We start from the raw sequence: 21,740 nt of genomic DNA on the forward strand, positions 1-21,740 counted from the left end.
ATATTATGAAAAGAATAACATATTATACCGCATTATGCCTTGCCATATTAACTGCAAGTTCGTGCTCCAAGTTCGATAATTATGATGCTCCAGATCAAACTGTAAAAGGGGTCGTTGTAGACGTGGCAACTGGCAAAGGAGTACAATCAGAAGTAACTACAACAGATAATGCATTAACTGCTGGAACAAGGATTCAATTAAATGAAGTCAGTTACAGTACCGCTGCCCCAGCTCAATTCTTAGGTACCCATCAAGATGGAAGTTATATCAATACCAAACTCTTTGCCGCAACCTACAGCGTGTTGCCAATAGGTGCTTTTGTTCCACCGGCTGCTAAAACCGTGGAAGTTAAAGGAGGTATTACTGAAGTTAATTTCTCTGTTGAACCCTTTCTTAATATAGAGTGGGTAGGAGAACCTACATTAAATTCAAATGGAACAATTACTGCAAAATATACGCTTGTAAGGGGTACCGCTAATGCAGGTTTTCAGGATGCCGTGGGAGATTGTGTATTGTACCTTAATAATACCCAGTATCTAGGAAATTCAAACTTTACCTTGTTTACCAGACCTGCAGCTGCAGATAGACCATTAAATACAACCAATACGGTAACTAGCCCGGTAGTGCCAAAAGGTAGAGATATCTACTTAAGGGTAGGCGCAAGAATTGGTTCAAGGCTTTATAATTACAGCTCGATTAAAGTAGTTACGGTACCAAACTAGATAAAACTTCATACAGGTTAATTACAAATGATAGTGGGGCAACCCAAAAGCCCCATTATCTATTTGTATCGATCCAATTCATTCTTGGGAATAACTAAGTATTGCCAAAAACTTCCTACTTATTTAGTGTTATTGATGAAATTTAATCCATTGCTTAAGCTCTGCTGCGCACTTGCACTTTCTATCGTGATAGTGAATTTTGTTTATGCAGTTTACGGCAAACGAATTTCTATTGATCAGCAAACCATAGGGTATGAGGTTAAACCATGGTACAAATACCATAAAAACGGGAAACCAGGACGAGAAGTGATGCTTTATTTTGGTGCTCATAAACGAAAAGACAGTTTATTGGTTTCCATTTCTTGCGAAGGGGAAAGGAGTGAGTACGTTGTTGTTCCCACTCAACCAATTGATTCGCTAGCTGTCCTTTTACCACCAAATACAGGTATCAAAGCAACAAAAGCTGCACTTACATTAACTAGTGGTAACAATACAATAACGGAAACAATCGCTATTCCCGCCAAAAAACAGTGGACGGTTTACATCTATCCTCACTCTCATGTTGATATTGGCTACACTAATTTGCAGGATACCGTAGAAAAACTCCATATCAGAAATATAGATGTGGGTATCGATATTGCTAATCAAACGAAGGATTATCCGAGTGGGGCCAAATTCGTTTGGAACCCAGAAGCAACTTGGGTTGTAAGCCAATACCTTAAAAAAGCCGACGCTAAACAAAAAGCAACACTTATAAACGCAGTAAAAAAAGGGTGGCTGCAAATTGATGCTGCCTATGCAAATATAAATACCAGTACCTGTTCTGATGAAGAATTGCTTAGGATGTTTAAAGACAGCAGGGCAATCGAAGATTTAACGGGTGTTCCTATAAATACAATGGTACAAATGGATAATCCTGGCGCTACATGGGGGATGGTCCAAGCTGCTGTTGCAAATGGTATCGAAGGATTTTTTAGCTTTCCAAATTACTTCGACCTTCGTCACCGCTGGGAAAACAAACCTTTTTACTGGCAAGGCCAAGATGGAAAAAGTAAACTATTTTATTTGCAAGCTACATCTTATGGTTATGGATTTAAAGCCAAAGGCCGAATATATGGCTTAGGAAAAATACAAGCGCTTACGCCAGAATATGACCGATTAACTACTGATAACCCATCCGCAAATTTTATTGATCCCTTCATCTTTGAAGAAACAGCACAATTAGAAAGAAGAAACTCTCCTTATGATATATTCGCTATGACCTGGTCTATGGCCGATAATTGTCTGATTGATGCAGATCTGCCAGAGGCTGTAAAATTATGGAATCAAAAATATGCCTATCCTAAATTGATCATTGCCGGAACTAAAGAAATCTTGGCAGCGTACGAAGAGAAGTTTAAAGAAATTATCCCTACCTATCGAGGAGATCTTTCGGAATTTTGGACACAAGGTTTAGGTTCTGATGCAAAGAGCGTTGCCAAAGGAAGAAAAGGCAAAGAAGATCTTGTACAGGCCGAAACACTTTGGCCTATGCTTAATATACATGCAATAGCCCCTATCCAACAATTTAATTCAGCGTGGGAGATGGCTTTACTATCTGCCGAACATACTTGGGGCTATCAAGATCCCAATGCTCCTTTGGCCAAAAAGGTAGAAGCAAATAAAGCTGCTTATTTTACAGGTACCCTACAACAAGCAGATTCGATCTTACATTTAGCGTTGCAGCCCATACAAAAGAAAGGAACCAATAGCTTTGCGGTAATCAATACTCTTTCTTGGCCCAGAGACGGTATTGTAATCCTTACGCCAGAGCAAAGTGTAAAGGGCGACAGGATGGTAGACGAGCAAAACAACCCTGTAATTAGTCAGAGATTAACCACGGGCGAATTGGCATTCGAAGCAAAGGAAATTCCTGCTCTTGGCTCTCGATTTTTTAAGATCTTGCCAGGAAAGGCAAAGGCTGGCTCTACTATGTACAGTGAAAATACGCTGAACAATCAACTCATCTCGGTTACTCTCGATGCAAAGAATGGAAATATTACAAGTTTTATCGATCTTCTTTCCAAACGCGAAATTGTAGACCAAAAATCTACTTTTGGATTTAATGGTTATAATTACCTAGAAGGGGTAAAAAACGGAAGCATTTCGATTGGCGGATTATCGAAAGCTACAGCTATTTCAATCAAAGTAAAAGAAAATGGCCCTCTCATCGCATCAATAGTGGTAAATTCCCAAGCCAAGGGTTGTAAATGGCTTCAACAAGAAGTTAAAATCACCAAAAACCAGCCCTATCTGGAACTTATTAATACCCTTGATAAAATCGCCACGCGTACAAAAGAAGGAATCCATTATAGTTTTCCGTTTAATGTGCCGAAGGGAACTATAAAAATTGACATCCCCTTTGGCGTAATGACACCAGAGATGGATCAGATTCCTTACTCTAACAAAAATTGGTTCAGCTTTCAACGGTGGATTGATATTTCTAATGAAGATTATGGCATAACATGGACGTCGATCCAAGCGCCTATTGTTGAGTTTGGTGATATTACAGGAACAATTCTTGATGGTGCCCGCTTAGCTGGAGAGTGGATTAAAAAGCTAAATCCAACGCAAACACTTGTTTCTTGGCCGGTTAATAACCATTGGGATACTAATTTTCCGCTTGAACAGTCAGGAATAATTGCGATAAACTATTTTATTCTTCCCCATAAAGGGGGATATGACCCGGCTATTGCCAACCAATTTGGGATGTCGAAACATCGGCCCTTGATTCTAGTTGAAACAGACCGTAACCCGATCAAAAAACCACTATTTAGCTTGAACAATCAGAAAATTATGGTTTCTACTATAAAAAAGAGCGAAGATAATAAGGCAATTATTGTAAACCTTAGATCTATATCGAGTGATGCTGAAAAACTTAGCTTTCATTGGCTTGCCCAAACGCCAAAAGCAATGTACAGTTGCCAGCCAAATGAAGAAATAATAACTAAGCAAAACGATGTGATAAACATGCTTCCTTATAGCACTTATAGTTTTAGAATAGAATTTTAATATTTCGTATGATATGAAACCAAGATTTTTAAATAAGGCCGAACCTCAGATTAACGGCGAAAATAGAAGCACAAAGAAAATATTAGGAAATATGTATATACATACATACATTTGTTTTAAATCAAGAGAAACGACGTTTATATGGAAGTGAAAGCTAAAATAATAGAGAATGGCGAGTCGGTGATCAGCAATTGGAGATCAAGTTCAGAAACTATTTTACCCCAAAATATTAACAACAGAACTAAGATAGATCCCGGTTACGATATATATCCTTATCATGGATTAGGAAGTGGAAAAATCAACAGTGGTTACGAATCTCTTGCAAATTGGATCATTGAACAAAAAAATGTAGTAATAGATGGTTATATCGGTGTCTTTTGGGAAGCTGTTCAACATTCACTTCATCAAGAACTTCTAAAAAAGAATGTTTCCGTAAAATGGATTAATATTGCCGATAAACTTAAAGGAAATACCGAAATCCAAAAAATGGTTGAGCCTTTTTTGGGCGAACCTAAAAGTGTTTGGGGCACAAAATGCACCTTAAACATTACTGATTTTTTCCATATCGATCAGTTCGATAGTCTAGAACTAGATCCACAATGTGATGTAAATATCGCTATTGGTATCGGCGCTGCCCTATTAAACTGGGATGCGCCAATAATTTACCTGGAACTGCCAAAAAACGAACTGCAGTATCGCTTTCGGGCGGGTGCCGTAACCAATTTTGGAACGGATAAAAAGGAAAGTCCGACAGAAACATATAAGCGCTCCTTTTTTGTGGATTGGGTAGTACTAAATACACACAAGCAACAAATTTTGAACACGATCACCATTGTTGCCGACGCGCAATGGAAGGACTCTATCAACTGGATTTTTAATCGAGATCTGCAAAAAGGATTAAAAGAATTAAGCCAATCGGTATTTCGCGTACGCCCATGGTTTGAAGCAGGCGCATGGGGCGGACACTGGATGCAAGAACGTATTGAAGGATTAAACAAACAGGAAGTAAATTATGCTTGGTCGTTTGAACTCATCGTTCCAGAGAACGGTGTTCTTTTCGAAAGCGACGGCAACCTGTTGGAAGTCCCATTTGATTTTTTAATGTACAGGGAAAATAAGGCCATACTGGGCAAACATGCCGAAATTTTTGGCACAGAATTTCCCATACGTTTTGATTTTCTGGATACCTTTGATGGTGGCAATCTATCAATCCAATGCCATCCTACCTTAGATTACATCAGAAAAGAATTTGGCGAAAACATTACCCAGGATGAGACCTATTATATCCTCGATTGTAAAGATGATGCAGAAGTATTTTTAGGCTTCCAAGAAGATATTAATCCCAATAGTTTCGAAAAAGAACTAGAGGATAGTCAAGAATTTAGTAAAGAAATAGACATTACAAAATATGTGCAGTCGCACACCGCTAAAAAGCACGATCTATTTTTAATCCCTAATGGTACAGTACATAGTGCTGGGGCAAACAATCTAGTGCTCGAAATTAGTGCAACCCCCTATATTTTTACTTTTAAGATGTACGATTGGATGCGTTTAGGACTAGATGGACATCCTAGGCCCATTAACATTGATCACGCATTTAAAAACCTTAACTTTGATAGAAAAGGAGAAAAAGTAAAAAATGAACTGATCTCGAAGCCCACCTTAATAGAAAAAGGAGCTTATTATGAACTGTTTCATCTGCCCACGCACAAGGAACATTTTTATGATATACACCGTATAGAATTTGATTTTCAGGTAGCTATAGAAACAAATAATGTCTGCCATATACTAATGTTGGTAGAGGGAACCACCATAACGGTACAAACCGCTGATGGCACTACCCTAAACTTCCACTATGCAGAAACCTTTGTGATTCCCGCCGCTGCCAAAAGTTATACCATCGTTAATACCGGCAAAGGAAGGGCCAAAGTTGTAAAAGCTTTTGTGAAAGATAATGTAAGCCTGCCAAAAAATAAATAAAAACCAATGGGCTTAAAGTTAAAGGATTTACTGGTTCTTGTGCTCCTAAACATAGTGGGAGTAGCAGGCTATGCCCAACAAAAACAACCAGTAGATTACGCTGATCCCCTGTTGGGCACTTCAGAATCTAGATGGATGCTAAATCCGGGAGCCACTTTACCTTTCGGGATGGTGCAGCTCAGTCCCGATAACCAAGGTGATGTTTGGAAATCAGGATACGAATATTCCCTTAACAATATCGGCGGATTTAGCCATATCCATTCGTGGACAATGGTAGGCCTCTCGGTAATGCCCACGGTAGGCCTGCTGAGCACATACCGCGGCGCTGCAGATGCACCAACTACAGGATGGACATCGGGCTATCGATCGCGGTTCGAGAAAAAAACAGAATCAGCTAGCCCTGGCTACTATGGCGTTACATTAATGAACGGTAATATCCATACCGAGCTAACGAGCACCACACGTGCAGGATTTTTTAGGTTTACCTACCCCGAAGCACACGAAGAAGCGCACATCCTCTTTGATCTGGATATCCCTGGCGAAGCTAAAACTGCCATTCTTGATGCCAAGATCACCAAGGTTTCTGAAACCGAAATCGAAGGGTACTCCCATCAGAAATGGAGCTGGAACGAATATACCGTCCACTTTGTGGTGCGCTTTAATAAGCCCATGAAAGCCTTTGGAGGATGGAATGGAGATAAAGTACAGCAAAACATAAAGGAAATCTTGGGCAAGGACAGGGTTGGGGCATTTGCTGATTTTAAGGTAAACGCAGGTGATATAATACTTATGCAGACTGGGATTTCTTTGGTGAGCATTGCTAACGCCCGTTTAAATCTTAAATCGGAAATGGATCCGTTTAACTGGAGTTTTGATGCGGTGAGGGCAAATGCCAAAAAGGTGTGGAATGGTATGCTTAGTAAAGTTAAAGTAGAAGGCGGAACAGAAATAGATAAAAAGAAATTTTACAGTAACTTTTATCGCTCTTATGTTGCCCGGACCACATGGAGTGATGTAAATGGCGAATATGTTGATGTCAATGAAAAAGTTCGACAGGCTTCATCACCAGTTTATGGTTCGGACGCCCTATGGAATACGTTCTGGAACCTTAACCAACTGTGGGGACTGGTAAACCCAGACCTAACCAGTAACTGGGCAAAATCTCTTCTCGAAATCTATAAAACTGGAGGATGGCTGCCTAAAGGACCAGCAGGTATAGAGTATTCTGGCATTATGGAGGCTTCGCATGAAATCCCGCTCATCGTGGCCGCTTATCAGAAAGGGATTAGGGATTTTGATGTAAACTTGGCCTTCGAAGCCATGATGCATCAACAGACCACACCGGGAGTAAGGACACCAGAAAACGGGTTCGCGGGAAACAGATTTTATAAATCTTACTTAGAGCTAGGTTATGTGCCCAACGAAGAAGGCCAGGTTTCAAACACCTTGGAATATGCATACGACGATTGGTGCGTAGCCCAATTTGCAAAGGCACTCGGAAAAAATAAGGAATACGAACAGTTCTTAAAAAGAGCCGGTAATTATAAAAATGTCTGGGATCCAGCCGTGAAATACATCCGAATGAAAAACCGCGATGGAAGTTGGGTTAAAGAATGGAGTCCTTTCTGTTGCACCAATTTTAGCGGCCCTGGATACCTCGAGGGAAATGCCTGGCAATACAGTTTCTTTAATCCACACGATGTGCAAGGTATTTTAAATCTGATGGGCACAGCTGAATTTAATACCAGGTTAAATGATGGATTTCAAAAATCGGTAACATACAATTTTAATGCCGAAGGCGATCAATACGATCTGGTACCAGTAAACCATGGCAACCAGCCTAATATGCAGGCAGCATGGTTATTTAATTACAGCGGCAAGCCTTGGCTAACACAAAAATGGACGAGGGAGATCATGAACAGGTATTATGGTGCAACACCTTACCATGGATGGCTAGGCGATGAGGATGAAGGCCAAATGGGTGCCTGGTATGTAATGGCAGCAATGGGATTGTTTCAAACCGATGGAGGAGTGGCAGAAAAACCATTTTATGAAATGGGAAGCCCCATTTTTAAAAAGATTACCATTACATTGGATAACAACTATTACAAGGGCAAAACCTTTGTGATCGAAGCTCCTCAATCTTCAGATACCAATAGATATATCCAATCGGCACAGCTTGACGGAAAGGTTTTGGCTAAACCTTGGTTTTACCACAGCGAGCTGGTTGATGGCGGTAAACTGGTATTGCAGATGGGGCCAAAACCAAACCAAAACTGGGGAAGTAGAGCAGAAGATGCCCCGCCCTCTATGTCGCCTAAAACGAACAACAATTAACCACACCTAAATATATACCGTATGAACAATGAACAAAAACGAATTAGTCTCCTCGCCATCACACTTGTAGCCTCCCTAGGTGGTTTTTTATTTGGTTTCGACATGGTTGTGGTTTCTGGAGTTATCCCGCTCTTGGACAAACAATTTGCCTTAACTACCTTGGAAACAAGCATGTTTGTATCCTCAGCTTTGGTAGGGTGCATTATAGGGGTTGTTTTTTCGGGCGAGTTGAGCGATCGACTTGGCCGGAGAAAGCCGTTGCTAATTACGGCCACGCTTTTTGCTCTTTCTGCGATAGGATGTGCGGTTATGCCCACTTTATCTGGTGTAATCATTTCGCGCTTAATTGGAGGTATAGGTGTGGGAATCGCATCTAATGTAGTTCCTTTATATATCTCTGAAATTGCTCCGGCGGCGATAAGAGGCAGATTGGTTACGTATTATCAATTTGCCTTAACTTTTGGAATTTTAGTAGCATTTTTAAGTAATGCAGCTTTATTAAGTGGGGCCAATCCTGAAGTTACATCTGGATTAGCAAGTATTTTTAATGCCGAAGTTTGGCGTGGCATGCTGGGTGTGGGTATTATCCCCTCCATATTGTTTTTTATCGGACTGTTGATGGTGCCCGAAAGCCCTCGATGGCTATTTAGTAAAGGCCGAACCCAAGAGGGAGTGGCTATCATTAGCAGTATTACAGGTCAGAGTGCAACGGATGTGCACATTGAACAATCTAAAATCAAAGTCCCCCTGGCAAAAGCTACTTATAAGGAACTGTTTGCTCCCAACATGCGTAGAGCGTTGTTAATAGGAATTATGCTGCCACTTTTCTCTCAATTTAGTGGCATTAATGCGATCATGTATTATGGGCCCAGTATTTTAAGTGCCGCAGGGGTATCAGTAGATAATGCTTTATTGGGCCAGGTTGTTTTTGGGGTGGCGAATATGTTATTTACCCTGATCGCAGTATGGAAAGTTGATAGTTGGGGACGTAGGCCATTGTACCTATACGGAACTGCAGGTGCAGCTATTACTTTAGTTTTAACCGGCATTTGCTTTTATTATGGTGCAACACAAAGCATTTGGACCCTGGTTTGTTTATTGGGTTTCTTAGCTTGTTTTGCTTTTTCTATCGGGCCATTGAAGTTTGTTGTTGCCTCAGAAATATTTCCAAACGCCATTCGGGGTCGTGCATTAGCGATCAGTATCATGGTGATGTGGGTAGCAGACACTATTGTGGGTTCTATTACACCATTTTTATTAAAGGAATTTGGAAGCCCTGTAACGTTTTGGTTCTTCGGATTTTTCTGTGTGTTGGCCTTTATTTTTGTTTTTAAACTATTACCAGAAACAAAGGGCAAATCTTTAGAAGAAATCGAAAGCGATTGGAAGGATGGGGAAGATGCCCCAGTTATTCTACATTAAGTGTATATATAATGAATCTCGAGAAAAATATCATCAGAATTTCACTGGTTATTTTGTTGATCATAGCTGCTTTTATTTCAGTAAGAGCACAAAACAACAAAGAATTATTAAACTATGTCAACCCCAGAATTGGCACGGCGCACAGCAGATGGTTTTTCTTTACGCCTGGCGCTGTACCTTTCGCCATGGCAAAGCCGGCACCCTCAACCAATGGTTCTTACGGCAATGCCCACGGGTGGGATGCGGTTGGCTATGATGAAAGACATACATCTATAGAAGGCTTTGCTAATTTTCATGAATTTCAGGTTGGAGGGATAGTGTTTGCCCCAATCACGGGGAAGCTACAAACCCTAGCCGGAAAACTGGAAACCCCAGATGATGGCTACCGCTCCCGGTTCGACAGAAAAGATGAAATCGCCTCACCAGGTTATTACTCGGTTTTATTAAAGGATTATGGCATTAAAGCCGAGCTTACCTCTACCCCACGTGTAGCTTTTCATCGCTATACCTTTCCTGCTTCTAAAGAGTCCCACATCCTTTTTGATATCGGCCATAAGCAGGGCGAAGGAGGAGAGATAAAAGACGCAAAAGTTTACCTTACATCAGAGGGAAAAATTGAAGGATATGTAATTACAAATCCCGTTTATGTGCAGAAATATCAGCCGGGTGGCGATGTGAAAATGTATTTTTCAGCTGTGCTGGATAAAAAACCTGATGCCCATGGCACGTTTAAAGGCGCTGAAATCTTTGCTGATAAAAATGAAATTACCGGAAAGGGTGCAGGATTGTATCTAACTTTTTCCACAAAAGAACAAGAAAGTATTGTAATCAAAGCCGGTTTATCCTACACTTCAATCGAAAACGCAAGGTTAAATCTGTTAACTGAGGCCCCCCATCTTTCTTTTGATAAGGCCCATAAAAATGCAATAAAAACCTGGGGCGATTACTTGGGACGAATCAAGGTTCAATCGACCAATATAACCGATATGACAAAGTTTTATACCGGTTTGTACCACTCACTTTTGGGCCGGGGTTTAGCTAGTGATGTTAATGGAGCTTATCCTAAAAATGATGGTTCGGTTGGTCAGATCCCTTTAGGACCCAACCATCTGCCACTGCATAACCATTACAACACCGATGCAATTTGGGGAGGATTTTGGAACTTGACACAACTTTGGGCAATTGCTTATCCAGAATATTATTCGGATTGGATAAAAAGTCAACTCTTGATTTATAAGGACTCTGGCTGGCTTGCTGATGGGATTGCAAATAGCCGCTATGTTTCTGGTGTTGGAACCAACTTTGTAAGTTTGGCCATGGCTAGCGCATACATGTCTGGCATTCGTGATTTTGATGTGGATTTAGCTTACGAAGCATCTTTAAAAAACGAATTGGTGGGCGAAAACAGACCTCATGGGGCAGGTAAATTAGATGTTGCCCAATTTGTAAAGTATGGGTATGTTCCGCATCTGGATAAAGGTGTAGGTGGTGGCGAAAGATGGCAATATTCTGCTTCGCACACACTTGAATATGCATTCAGCTGTTATTCGGTAGCCCAATGGGCTAAATTATTGGGCAAGGATTCAGATTATAAACAACTGATGGCGCTATCAAAAGGATGGGAACAATTGTATGACCCGAAGTTAAATTTAATCCATCCTAAACTTGCCGATGGCTCTTGGATGCAAAATTTTAAACCTAGCGAAAGTTGGAGAGGCTTTCAGGAAGGAAATGCATGGCAGTACACTTTTTATGTACCGCATGAGCCCGAAGCCCTGATCGCAAAAATGGGCCGGTCAAACTTTAACATCCGTTTGGATAGCATTTTTACCACCTCACAAAAAAACACCTTTGGAGGAGGCACCAAGATAGATGCATTTTCGGGGCTCGAAGGGTTGTACAATCATGGTAATCAGCCTAATCTTCATATCTCATGGCTTTTTAATTTTTCTGGTAAACCTTCGTTAACACAAAAATGGGTGCGGGCAATAGAAAATGAATTTTATGGAACCGATGGAATCCATGGTTATGGTTACGGACAAGATGAAGACCAAGGCCAACTGGGTGCCTGGTATGTAATTTCGAGCGTGGGTCTATTTGATGTGAAAGGATTTACTGATATTAACCCGCAAGTAGGATTGGGAAGTCCCCTCTTTGATAAGGTTATAATTAAAGGAAATAAAAAGTATTATGACGGAAAAGATTTTACTATAGAGGTAAATAATAATAGTTCAACCAACCTATATGTACAATCATTTACATTAAATGGAACAGCATTAACCACACCGTTTATGCAATTGAAGGATCTTCAAAAGGGCGGTAAATTAGTGCTTCAGATGGGCAGCACACCGAAAGATAATTATTAAACCCACATATAAACATAGTGCTCATTGGATAGTATCTATGTGCCTATGTTGTAGGGAAAAAATAAACATCCCGATAGCTATCAGGATGGCTGCAAAAACAAGTACATATAGTTATAGGCTATGTTTTTATATGGTTAAAATATTTAAATCAACAAAATGAGAAAGTTCAAAACCCTACTCAGTTTATTCATTGCTATTATTACCTTATCGGCCAATGCCCAGACAAAGGTTATATGGAAAATTGGCGAATCTGATAATCAGGCCACAGGTATGGCATTGGCCCCATCAGATTATAAACGGTTTCTAGAATATGATTTTGGTTGGGAGGATCGGTTTTATCTGGTAGGATTTTCGAAGACTGAAAAAGAATTCCCCTATATTTTGCCGGGCCCAAAGGATAGCTGGGGAGGTACTGCACCAACTGCGGGCATCAGGGCGCACTTAGCCACTATACTTTTTGATCTTGATAAAGTTTCAGAAGCTACCAATTCTAATCTTATCATTGATCTGGTTGGTTATAATGCCGAGAAACCCCCATTGTTTAAAGTAAGCATCAACGGAAAAGCCACGGTAATGCAATTGCCCAAAGGCGATAAAAGCATGGTTTACTCGGGCGATTTAACGGCTGCCAAAGAACATAAAATAGAAATTCCCATTGCGGCTAAATCTTTGCATGTCGGAAATAACGAAATCCAACTCACCTCTCTGGATGGTTCGTGGATGGTTTTTGACCAGATCAGATTAGAGGGCCCATCGGGTACCACCATAAAAGCTCCAAAGAACAGTTATGTGCGGTCGGTGTTGCCAGCAGATTATGAGGTTACTTTAAAAAGTACGCGGTTTCAGCCCTTGCTAATAGAAGTTGAACGCCTAACTGGCAAACCTAACTTGACGGTACGCTTAGACGGAGTAGCAATTTTTAACGAAAAACTAGAAACAGGGAAGTATCAATTTGAAGCCCCTATGCCTGCGGTTAAATCGGGCAAATCGAGTAAATACGAAGTGTTATCCGACGGGCAGCTTATCGCAAGCGGAACGATAAAACGCAGTCCGAATAAACTGGTTTCATTTTCGCATTATGTAGATACCCGCATCGGCACCGCCCACTCCAGATGGATGATCGCTCCTGGACCATGGATGCCATTTAGCATGGTTAAATTAAGTCCAGATAACCAGAACGATGGATGGCAGGCGGGTTATGATCCCACCTTTGAGAGCATTGGAGCTTTTAGCCACATCCACGAATGGACGATGGGTGGCTTGGGGGTACTGCCTGTAAATGGCCCATTAAAAACAAAGGTTGGCGATCAGCGCAGCGAACCGGGTGTAGGCTATCGGTCACGTATTGATAAGGAAACCGAGGAAGCGCCTTTGGGTGCATATAAAGTTACTTTAACCGATTACAACATCAAGGCCGAAGTTACGGCCACAACACGGGCGAGTTTTATGCGCTATACCTATCCCAAGGGAACCGATTCGCGAATCATGATTGATTTACAGACTCCGGCAGAAAACAAATATAAATTGGCCGAAGTTACCTTAAAAAAGGTGAGCGATTATCGAATCGAAGGCACAAGCAAACAATTTGCGCCACAGGTGTGGATTGCACAAGCTGGATCGAGCGAACAGGAATATGTGGTCAATTTCGTAATCGAATTTGACCAGCCCATTAAAAAGTTTGGCAATTGGGTAAACGATGAGGTGGGTTCAGGAGACCTGATCAATATTAAGGATGCGAAAGATGCTGGTGCTTTTGTAGAATTTGATACCAGAACAAACCAAGTTGTACAGATGCGTACAGGCATTTCTTATGTAAGCATCGAAGGAGCGTCCTTAAATTTGGAAACGGAAATTAGCAAACCTTTTGGATGGAGTTTCGAGAAGGTACAGCAAAACCAGTTAAATGTATGGGATCAATTGTTGGGTAGAGTAACCACCACTAGTAACGACCGAAGGGAGAAAGTCCGTTTTTATACCAACATGTACCGCGCCCTCTGCAGCAGAAATACGTTTAGCGATGTAGACGGAAAATGGATCGATGCCACCGAGCAATTACAACAGTTTAAAACACCTGATGGCATCGCACTAGGTTGCGATGCCTTTTGGAATACCTTTTGGAACTTAAACCAGTTTTGGAACTTGGTAACTCCAGAATGGTCGTCTAAATGGGTAAAATCTCAATTGGCGATGTATGATGCCAATGGTTGGCTAGCAAAAGGTCCTGCTGGGATGGAATATATTCCCGTAATGGTTGCAGAACATGAAGTACCGTTAATTGTAAGCGCCTATCAGATGGGAATTAGAGATTATGATGCAGATAAAGCCTTTGCTGCGGCTGATAAAACTGTATCTACGCCCCAAACCAAAGTGGGAGGTGCCTTGGCAGGAAACCAGGATTTTGAAGCCTATATCAAGTATCACTTTGTGCCTTATGATAAGGGAAGGTTCAGTAATTCATTGGAATATGCCTTTGATGATTATACCGTAGCACAATTTGCAAAAGCGTTGGGAAAAACGTCTAAATTTAAAGAGTATGCAGATCGTGGCACATGGTGGAAGAATGTTATTGACACCGAAACCGGATACGCGCGGATGAAAAAATCTGATGGTACCTGGTTTCCAAATTTCGATGCTTTCCAATCGGGCCGAAACGAACAATATGTAGAAGGAAATGCTTGGCAGCTAACCTATTTTGTGCCTCAGGATGTTACTGGCCTAGCAAAGATGATAGGCGAATCGCGCTTCAAAGAAAGATTGAGCTGGGGATTTAATGAAAGTGTAAAATGGCGTTTCAATGCACCTAACGATCAATATTGGGATTATCCAGTTACACAGGGCAACCAGCAATCGATGCACTTTGCATTCTTGTTTAACTATGTGAAACAACCTTGGCTTACACAAAAATGGAGTCGCTCTATTGTAGATCGTTACTATGGCTATGGGGTGGCCAACGCTTATTTGGGCGATGAAGATCAAGGCCAGATGAGCTCGTGGTTTATTATGGCCGCCCTTGGTCTGTTCCAGATGGATGGTGGCACACGTGTAGACCCTATATACGAAATCGGTAGTCCGATCTTTAAAAAAGTTACCTTAAACCTTGACCAACAATATGGCCGTGGTAAAACTTTTGATATCGAAGCTATTAATTCTTCTAGAGAAAATAAATATGTTCAAAGTGCAACCCTAAACGGCAAGCCCTTAACCAACTTCTGGTTTAAGGCTAGCGAATTGTTAAAAGGTGGAAAGCTAACCTTGGTGATGGGGCCTAAGGCAAATGAAAAATGGGGGATTGGGGCAATGCCTTATTAGCCATAGGTAGAGGCATGGTCAATGCCGTGTTCAGTGGCAGTGGTCAGTGTCTCACTGACCATTACTAATACAAAAAGACACCCGCACGAGTGCCTTTTGTGTTTATGCTAATTGTTTGCCATCTCATTACTATTGGTCGGTGAGACACCGACCATGGCTGTCTTAAACTTGGGTGAGGTATTGGCTATACGCATAGCCTTCTTCGCCATTGGCTGTTCGTACCAAGCTCCATTGGTTATTTGCCCTACTCACGACGGTAATGGTTTCGCCATGAGCGGCCTTGCCCACAATTTCTTGGTCTGTACCCGGACCTTTCCTTATGTTTAGGTTAGAAGATTCAGTAGTTACCTTTGCTTGGGTTCCGGCAGCGGCCGAAGCATCGATGTTCAAGATAAGGTCTCCGGCCCTAAAATCAGGGTCTATTTTGTTGTAGATTTCCCAAAGTTTATCTTTCAGCTCCCCACTTGATGAGGTGCCATCGATATATAACACATTGCCTTGTTCTCTAACCTGTAAATTGCTGATGCCGCCATTTTGGGCTGCAGTAATAAGTTCACTGTATTTATCTTGTAAAGCCATGTGTTTTTATTTAATAGTTAAATTGTTATTTATTTTTTTGGCTTGCAAAGCATTTAGACCTTTCATCAGATTTGGCAGTTTTGCTCTGTCTATATTTCCTGTTAATGTAATTTCGCCATTGCTAACAGTAGCGGTAACCCCTGGATAATCTTTTGTTGCATCTGTTGTTCTTGTAGTTAGGGTATCGTCAGTGGCAACAACAACAGGTGCTGGAGGTGGAGCTACATTTGCTGTTGTATCAGTAGCGGTTTTGTCTTTGTTCCCACCTTTACATGAAGGAAATTGAAGAGCAGCTACTAATGAAGCCGCAATAAATAAGGTCTTAAAATTTTTCATAGGTATAAGGGTTATTAGTGAATAGTTATGCTCGATAACGTTTATGGAGGGATAAATGTTTTTGGCCTTTAGTCGAAACAATTAAACAATTACTATTCTTAACCCTCCCTTAAACTAAACTTAACTTTCCTACTCTAACTTCGAATACTTTCATTTCGGTAATTTTTTTGATGGAAAACATTCATTTTGCTCATAAAATCGAAGAATTGGTATATTTAAACTTTCACATTATTTCGAAATGGATTCTAGAAGAGATTTTCTAAAAAAGGCAGCTTTGCTTTCAGGTGGCGCTATGATGGCCAATATGTTGCCACCAGCTATACAAAGGGCTTTGGCCATTAATCCTGCCCTAGGCAGTACCTACCTTGATGCAGAGCATGTGGTGATTTTGATGCAAGAAAACAGGTCGTTCGACCATACTTTCGGCACCTTGCAGGGTGTAAGAGGGTTTAATGATCCAAGAGCTATTCGTCAGCCTGATCAAAAACCGGTATGGCTACAAACCGATGCTGTAGGAAATACTTATGCGCCATTTAGACTGGATATTAAAGATACAAAAGTAACTTGGATGGGCTCATTGCCACATTCAAGAGCCAGCCAGGTTGATGCCTATAATTTTGGAAAGCATGATAAATGGTTGTTGGCCAAAAAATCGAGCAATAAAAAATATGCGGAGATGCCTTTAACCATGGGCTATTATACCCGGGAAGACCTTCCGTTTAATTATGCAATGGCTGATGCCTTTACCGTGTGCGATCAGAATTTTTGCTCGGCCATGACTAGTACCACGCCAAACCGTTCGTTCTTTTGGAGCGGTAAGATTACCCATGATATAGACGGCATTCCGAAAGCGCACATAAGAAATACAGATTATGGACATGCTACACTAGGTTGGGAAACTTTTCCTGAACTGCTAACGGATCAGGATATTGCCTGGAAGTTTTATCAAAATGAAATTAGCTGCGGTGGGGGTTTTGTAGGTGAAGAAAGAGCTTGGTTATCTAATTTTGGCTGTAATCTACTAGAGTTTTTTAAAGCATACAACGTTAAATTTTCAGAAAGATACATCACCAATTTACAGAAACTGGTTGATACCCTCCCTGCTGAAATAGATAAGATCCAAGAAGCCAGCCCTGACGATGCCGCCGCAGCTGCAAAAGCAAGAGAAGCGCTAAAAAGCAAACAAGAAGCACTTGATAATGCCCGTAGCGAACTTAAGACCTGGAACAGGGAAAGTTATGAAAAGTTAACTGAAAAGCAAAAGAAGCTATATCATAATGCATTTACAGTAAACGCAAACGACCCTAACTACCGCAGCATTGCATCATTAACCTATATGGATAAGGGTGTAGAGCGGAAGGTAGTGGTGCCAAAGGGCGATGTGCTGCATCAATTTAGAACAGACGTAAATACAGGGAAACTGCCCACTGTATCATGGTTGGCGGGACCACAGAATTTTTCTGATCACCCGAGCGCCCCTTGGTACGGTGCATGGTATGTTTCAGAAATTTTGGATATTTTAACCAAGAACCCCGAAGTATGGAAAAAAACTATTTTTATTGTAACCTACGATGAAAATGATGGTTATTACGACCATGTTCCTCCCTTCTCCATCCCAGACAACAAGCTGCCGGAAACCGGAAAAGTATCTGCTGGCATCGAGACAGAGGTAGAGCATGTGCGCATAGCCAATGAAATTAAACAGGGAATTCCGAAGAGCCAGGCCCGTGAAGCACCCATAGGACTAGGATTTAGAGTGCCCATGCTAATTGCTTCTCCTTGGAGCAGAGGCGGAAAAGTATGCTCCGAACTTTTTGATCATACTTCAACCATCCAGTTTTTAGAGGGATTTGTAAATCAAAAATTTAGAAAAAAGGTAAAAAGCAGTTCGGTCAGTGAATGGCGCCGTACCATTTGTGGAGACCTTACTTCTGCATTTACTCCATATAATGATGCTGCACTTGAAAAACTCCCATTCCTTAATCGAAATAAGAATATTGAGACCATTTTTAATGCAAAATTTAAAGAGGAACCAACTTCATTTAAAAAATTATCGGCACAAGAAATTGCAAAAATAAGTGCACAACCAAATTTGTTTACTTTACAAGAAAAGGGAATACGCGCTGCATGTGCGCTCCCTTACGAGCTATATTGTACGGGAGGGATAACGAAAGATCAAAAAAAAATGGAGATTAAATTTGCTGTTGGGGATGAAGTTTTTGGAAAAAAATCGGCAGGATCACCCTTTACGGTTTCTGTTCCGGTTAAGTTCACAGAGAACAACAACGAATCAGAGATTGCCAGAAATTGGTCTTTCGCAGTAAAAGCAGGGGATAAATTAAGCTATAGCTGGCCACTCGATGCATTCGAAAATGGAATATATCAACTTTGTGTAAATGGTCCGAACGGATTTTACAGAGAATTTAAAGGCGACCAGAAAAGACCTAAACTGGCCATTACCTACAAGTATGAGCAGAAAGATGGAAAATTAACCGGAAATCTGTTGCTCTACATTGCTAATGAAGATACTAAGATTCATAATGTAGTTATAAAAGACAATGGCTATAAAGCTACTGACCTTTTTAAAACCATTAATCCAGGTGAAGTGGGCGAAGTGTTGCTGAGCCTAGGCAAGGATTATAACTGGTACGATTTTTCTGTTAAACTGAACGTAAAAGAAAGCAATGCTTTTGAAGAGCGTTTTGCAGGAAGGGTGGAAACCGGAGCTATTGGAAAAACCGACCCGGTAATGGGAAGGGTGGTGTAGGATAAGTATGGAGTTTGTAATGTTGAGTTTGGAGTTGCATAATGCCTTTCAGCAAAATCAATTAGATTCTGATATATTAAACCAACTCCGCTTTCCCAACTCCCAACTCCGATCTCCTAGCTCAAAAATCATCTCCTCACAGGGAGAGAGAAGCAAAAAGTACTGCCCTTGCCATAATTGCTATTTACCCAAATTCGGCCATGCTCTCGTTTGATGATTTCGGCAGAAATATACAGTCCTAAGCCTAGGCCAGGGAAAGTATGCTGCATATCGCCACTTACACGATAAAACTGTTCGAACACTTTGTTCAGCTTATCGTCGGCAATTCCAATTCCAAAATCTTCGACGCACAAGGTCACCTCACGGGCCGAAACCTGGGTGTGGATTATAATTTTTTGTGCGTTCGGCGAGTATTTTATGGCATTTGTGATGAGATTGGTAATTACCTGACCTATTCGTTCCTTATCCCCAAATACGATACCTGTTGGTACAAGCTCTTCAACCAAAGTATGGGTATCCGTAGTACGTTGCAGCTCTTCGACCATCTCGCTTACCAATTCATTAAAATCAAATGCTCGATCGTTAAACTGTAATTTGCCCGAATTGATTTTGGTTACGTCCAATAAATCGCCTATTAAACTTGTTAAACGATTAATTTGTGCATCCATTTTATTGATCATGCTGGCTTCCTTCTCTTCACCTTTTTTGAGCAGCATCCGTTCTAAAACTTGGGTATAGGCTTTGATGCTCGTAACTGGGGTTTTTAGTTCGTGGCTTGCGATGCCAATAAAATCATCTTTTTGTTGTTGCAGATGTTTTTGGTCGGTAATATCTACACATGCACCTACATAACCTGTAAAAACACCATTAAAATATTGGGGCTTTCCTGTTGCCACACACCAGTGGATGGTACCATCAACATGGATAAATCTAAATTCGGCTTCATAAAAGCTCCTGCTAGAGGTAGCATTGATGAATTTTTCGGTAACGCGTTCTCTATCATCATCGTGTAGTGCAGAGATCCAACCATCTTTTAGCTGAGATTCGAAGCTTAAACCGATCCAATCTATCCAGGTTTTGTTAACGTAGGTAATCGCTGCATTTTCGTCCGACATCCATAAACCTGTGGGAGCGGCAGTGGTAACACTTCGTAATAGTTCTTCACTTTCGGCCAATGCCTGTTTGGCAGCTATCTCTGGCCTTTGATCTCTCATTACCGCCCCAATGGCTATCATTTCACCCGTTATCGGATCATTTATCCGGATACAATTGTTAAAAACCGGAATGATTTCACCCGTTTGAAGGTGCTTAACCAGCATCCTACCCGCCCATCTGCCCTCCTTCATTACGGTTGGAAGTACTTCGTTCTGAACAAGGTCATAATCTTGTGGAGCATGAAGCTGAGAAATGGGTGTACTTAAAACTTGTGCATCAGTTTCAAACCCCAACAACTTCTTTCCCGCTTCATTGATATAAGAATTGATGCCGTTCATATCTAAAATAGACATGAGATCTACGCTATTTGCTACCAAGGTGATTAGCTTTTCTTGCTCTTCCCTTGCTTGGCGCTGTTCGGTAATGTCTAAAAGGGTACCCAAAATACGGGTGGCTTTGGCCTTGTTGTTGTACATAACCTTCCCCTCTACACGTGCCCAGTGGAGTGATTTATCTGGCCAGATAACCCTTGCTTCGTACAGTAATTTTCCCGTTTTAATGGCCTCTGCATGCGCACGATCCCGCATTTCAAGATCATCTGGATGAAACACCTTTACATATTCCCTTCTGGGCACTGGCACTTCAAAACCAAAAATATTGGCGAACAAGGTAGAAGTAACCATCTCTCCAGTTTCAAGATTTAGATCGAAAGTGCCCAAACCCCCAGCAGCTACTGCAAGCCTTGCCCTTTCTTCACTTTCCTCTATCAATTGTTTGGCGAGTACTTCTTCGGTAACTTCTGTAGCCATTGCAATTACGGCACTAATGGATCCATCATCTTCATGAAAAGGCTCGTAAACAAAGTTGAGATACGCCGTTTCTAATTTGCCGTTCCGCATTAGAGGTGCCGGCAACGCATTTCCTCTAAAAGGGATGCCCGTTAAACGGACATCATCAATCAGCTGCTCAAAACCAAGACCTTTGGTATGACTAAGTATTTCAAAAATCGGTTTTCCCTTCATTTCTTCGAGGGTTTTCCCATAGATTTCACAAAGCGGCGGATTGATCAGTTCTATGATATAATCCGCACCTCTAAGAATGGCAATCCCTACTGGAGCTTGCATAAATGTGGCGTATAGTCTTTTTCGCTGCTGTTTTAAGGCTTCGATGCCCGCTTTTTCTCTTTCTGCTAGCTGGTTTAATTCGGTTACATTTGATGGCGAGTGTATAAAATAATTCACCTTCCCCTCCTCATCTAAAATTGGGGTATTGGTGGTGGTCCAATATCGTTCCTCAAACTGATCGGTTCCCCTGATCGGGATATCATACCTATAATTGCTCATGGTATGCGGCTTTTTGGTAGCGATGGCCTGTTCAAAAGAATAAATTGTTCTTTCGATATTTTTGGAAACTTCGTCGGTAGGATTGCCTGGAAAAACGCTGAAAACTGATTTTCCTATCAAATCTTCACGTGTTGTATTGGTTGATGCCAGATAAGCATCATTCACATCAATCATCGTATAAACTTCATCAACAGCTATAACTAAGATGGCAACAACGCTGTGCTTAAAAATATCTGCGTAACCTATTGAAATTTGATTGCTCATTAAACTGAGATTTGAAACCGCTGTTTTTGAGGCTAATTTATTAAAAGATTTGGTTAATTCAATTTTCAGTTTTCATAAAAAGAGCAATCTGGAGTGAGTACCAATAAAA

At 41.1% G+C, this 21,740-nt stretch carries 11 protein-coding genes; 8 read left to right on the plus strand and 3 right to left on the minus strand.

What is annotated here, in order from left to right; genetic code table 11:
* The first annotated feature begins 5 nt into the window (after window positions 1-5).
* The 7 genes from AC6H0V_RS15750 (at window position 6) to AC6H0V_RS15780 (ending at window position 15,187) form a co-directional block, all read left to right on the plus strand.
* Window positions 6-722, plus strand: coding sequence for a hypothetical protein (locus AC6H0V_RS15750; protein ID WP_497561154.1), 717 nt, complete (start codon window positions 6-8; stop codon window positions 720-722).
* A gap of 135 nt (window positions 723-857) precedes the next feature.
* Complete coding sequence (locus AC6H0V_RS15755; RefSeq protein ID WP_497561155.1) at window positions 858-3,773, plus strand: glycoside hydrolase family 38 C-terminal domain-containing protein; 2,916 nt, start codon at window positions 858-860, stop codon at window positions 3,771-3,773.
* A 147-nt stretch (window positions 3,774-3,920) separates the two neighbouring features.
* A complete protein-coding gene (locus AC6H0V_RS15760) occupies window positions 3,921-5,753 on the plus strand; it encodes a class I mannose-6-phosphate isomerase (protein WP_497561156.1) in 1,833 nt (610 codons plus the stop codon).
* 6 nt (window positions 5,754-5,759) lie between these two features.
* On the plus strand, window positions 5,760-8,090 hold the full coding sequence (locus AC6H0V_RS15765) for a GH92 family glycosyl hydrolase (RefSeq protein ID WP_497561157.1): 2,331 nt from the start codon (window positions 5,760-5,762) through the stop codon (window positions 8,088-8,090).
* A gap of 21 nt (window positions 8,091-8,111) precedes the next feature.
* Window positions 8,112-9,512, plus strand: coding sequence for a sugar porter family MFS transporter (locus AC6H0V_RS15770; RefSeq protein WP_497561158.1), 1,401 nt, complete (start codon window positions 8,112-8,114; stop codon window positions 9,510-9,512).
* Between the two features lie 11 nt (window positions 9,513-9,523).
* Entirely contained in the window at window positions 9,524-11,878 is a 2,355-nt protein-coding gene (locus AC6H0V_RS15775; RefSeq protein ID WP_497561159.1) for a GH92 family glycosyl hydrolase, read from the plus strand.
* Window positions 11,879-12,034: 156 nt separating this feature from the next.
* On the plus strand, window positions 12,035-15,187 hold the full coding sequence (locus AC6H0V_RS15780) for a GH92 family glycosyl hydrolase (RefSeq protein WP_497561160.1): 3,153 nt from the start codon (window positions 12,035-12,037) through the stop codon (window positions 15,185-15,187).
* A 162-nt stretch (window positions 15,188-15,349) separates the two neighbouring features.
* Here the strand turns inward: AC6H0V_RS15780 and AC6H0V_RS15785 are convergent, their stop codons facing one another.
* Window positions 15,350-15,766 (minus strand): SH3 domain-containing protein, encoded by a 417-nt coding sequence (locus AC6H0V_RS15785; RefSeq protein WP_497561161.1) that lies wholly within the window; start codon window positions 15,764-15,766, stop codon window positions 15,350-15,352.
* Between the two features lie 6 nt (window positions 15,767-15,772).
* Window positions 15,773-16,102, minus strand: coding sequence for a hypothetical protein (locus tag AC6H0V_RS15790; protein WP_497561162.1), 330 nt, complete (start codon window positions 16,100-16,102; stop codon window positions 15,773-15,775).
* Window positions 16,103-16,340: 238 nt separating this feature from the next.
* Between AC6H0V_RS15790 and AC6H0V_RS15795 the strand changes: the two genes are divergently transcribed.
* Window positions 16,341-18,869 carry a phosphocholine-specific phospholipase C gene (locus AC6H0V_RS15795; RefSeq protein ID WP_497561163.1) on the plus strand — a complete coding sequence of 843 codons (2,529 nt, stop codon included), beginning with the start codon at window positions 16,341-16,343 and terminating at the stop codon, window positions 18,867-18,869.
* A 128-nt stretch (window positions 18,870-18,997) separates the two neighbouring features.
* On the opposite strand, the gene AC6H0V_RS15800 is transcribed toward AC6H0V_RS15795, so the two are convergent.
* Complete coding sequence (locus AC6H0V_RS15800; RefSeq protein ID WP_497561164.1) at window positions 18,998-21,631, minus strand: PAS domain S-box protein; 2,634 nt, start codon at window positions 21,629-21,631, stop codon at window positions 18,998-19,000.
* Window positions 21,632-21,740 lie beyond the last annotated feature (109 nt).

The sequence above is a fragment of the Pedobacter sp. NO84 genome (assembly GCF_059703915.1).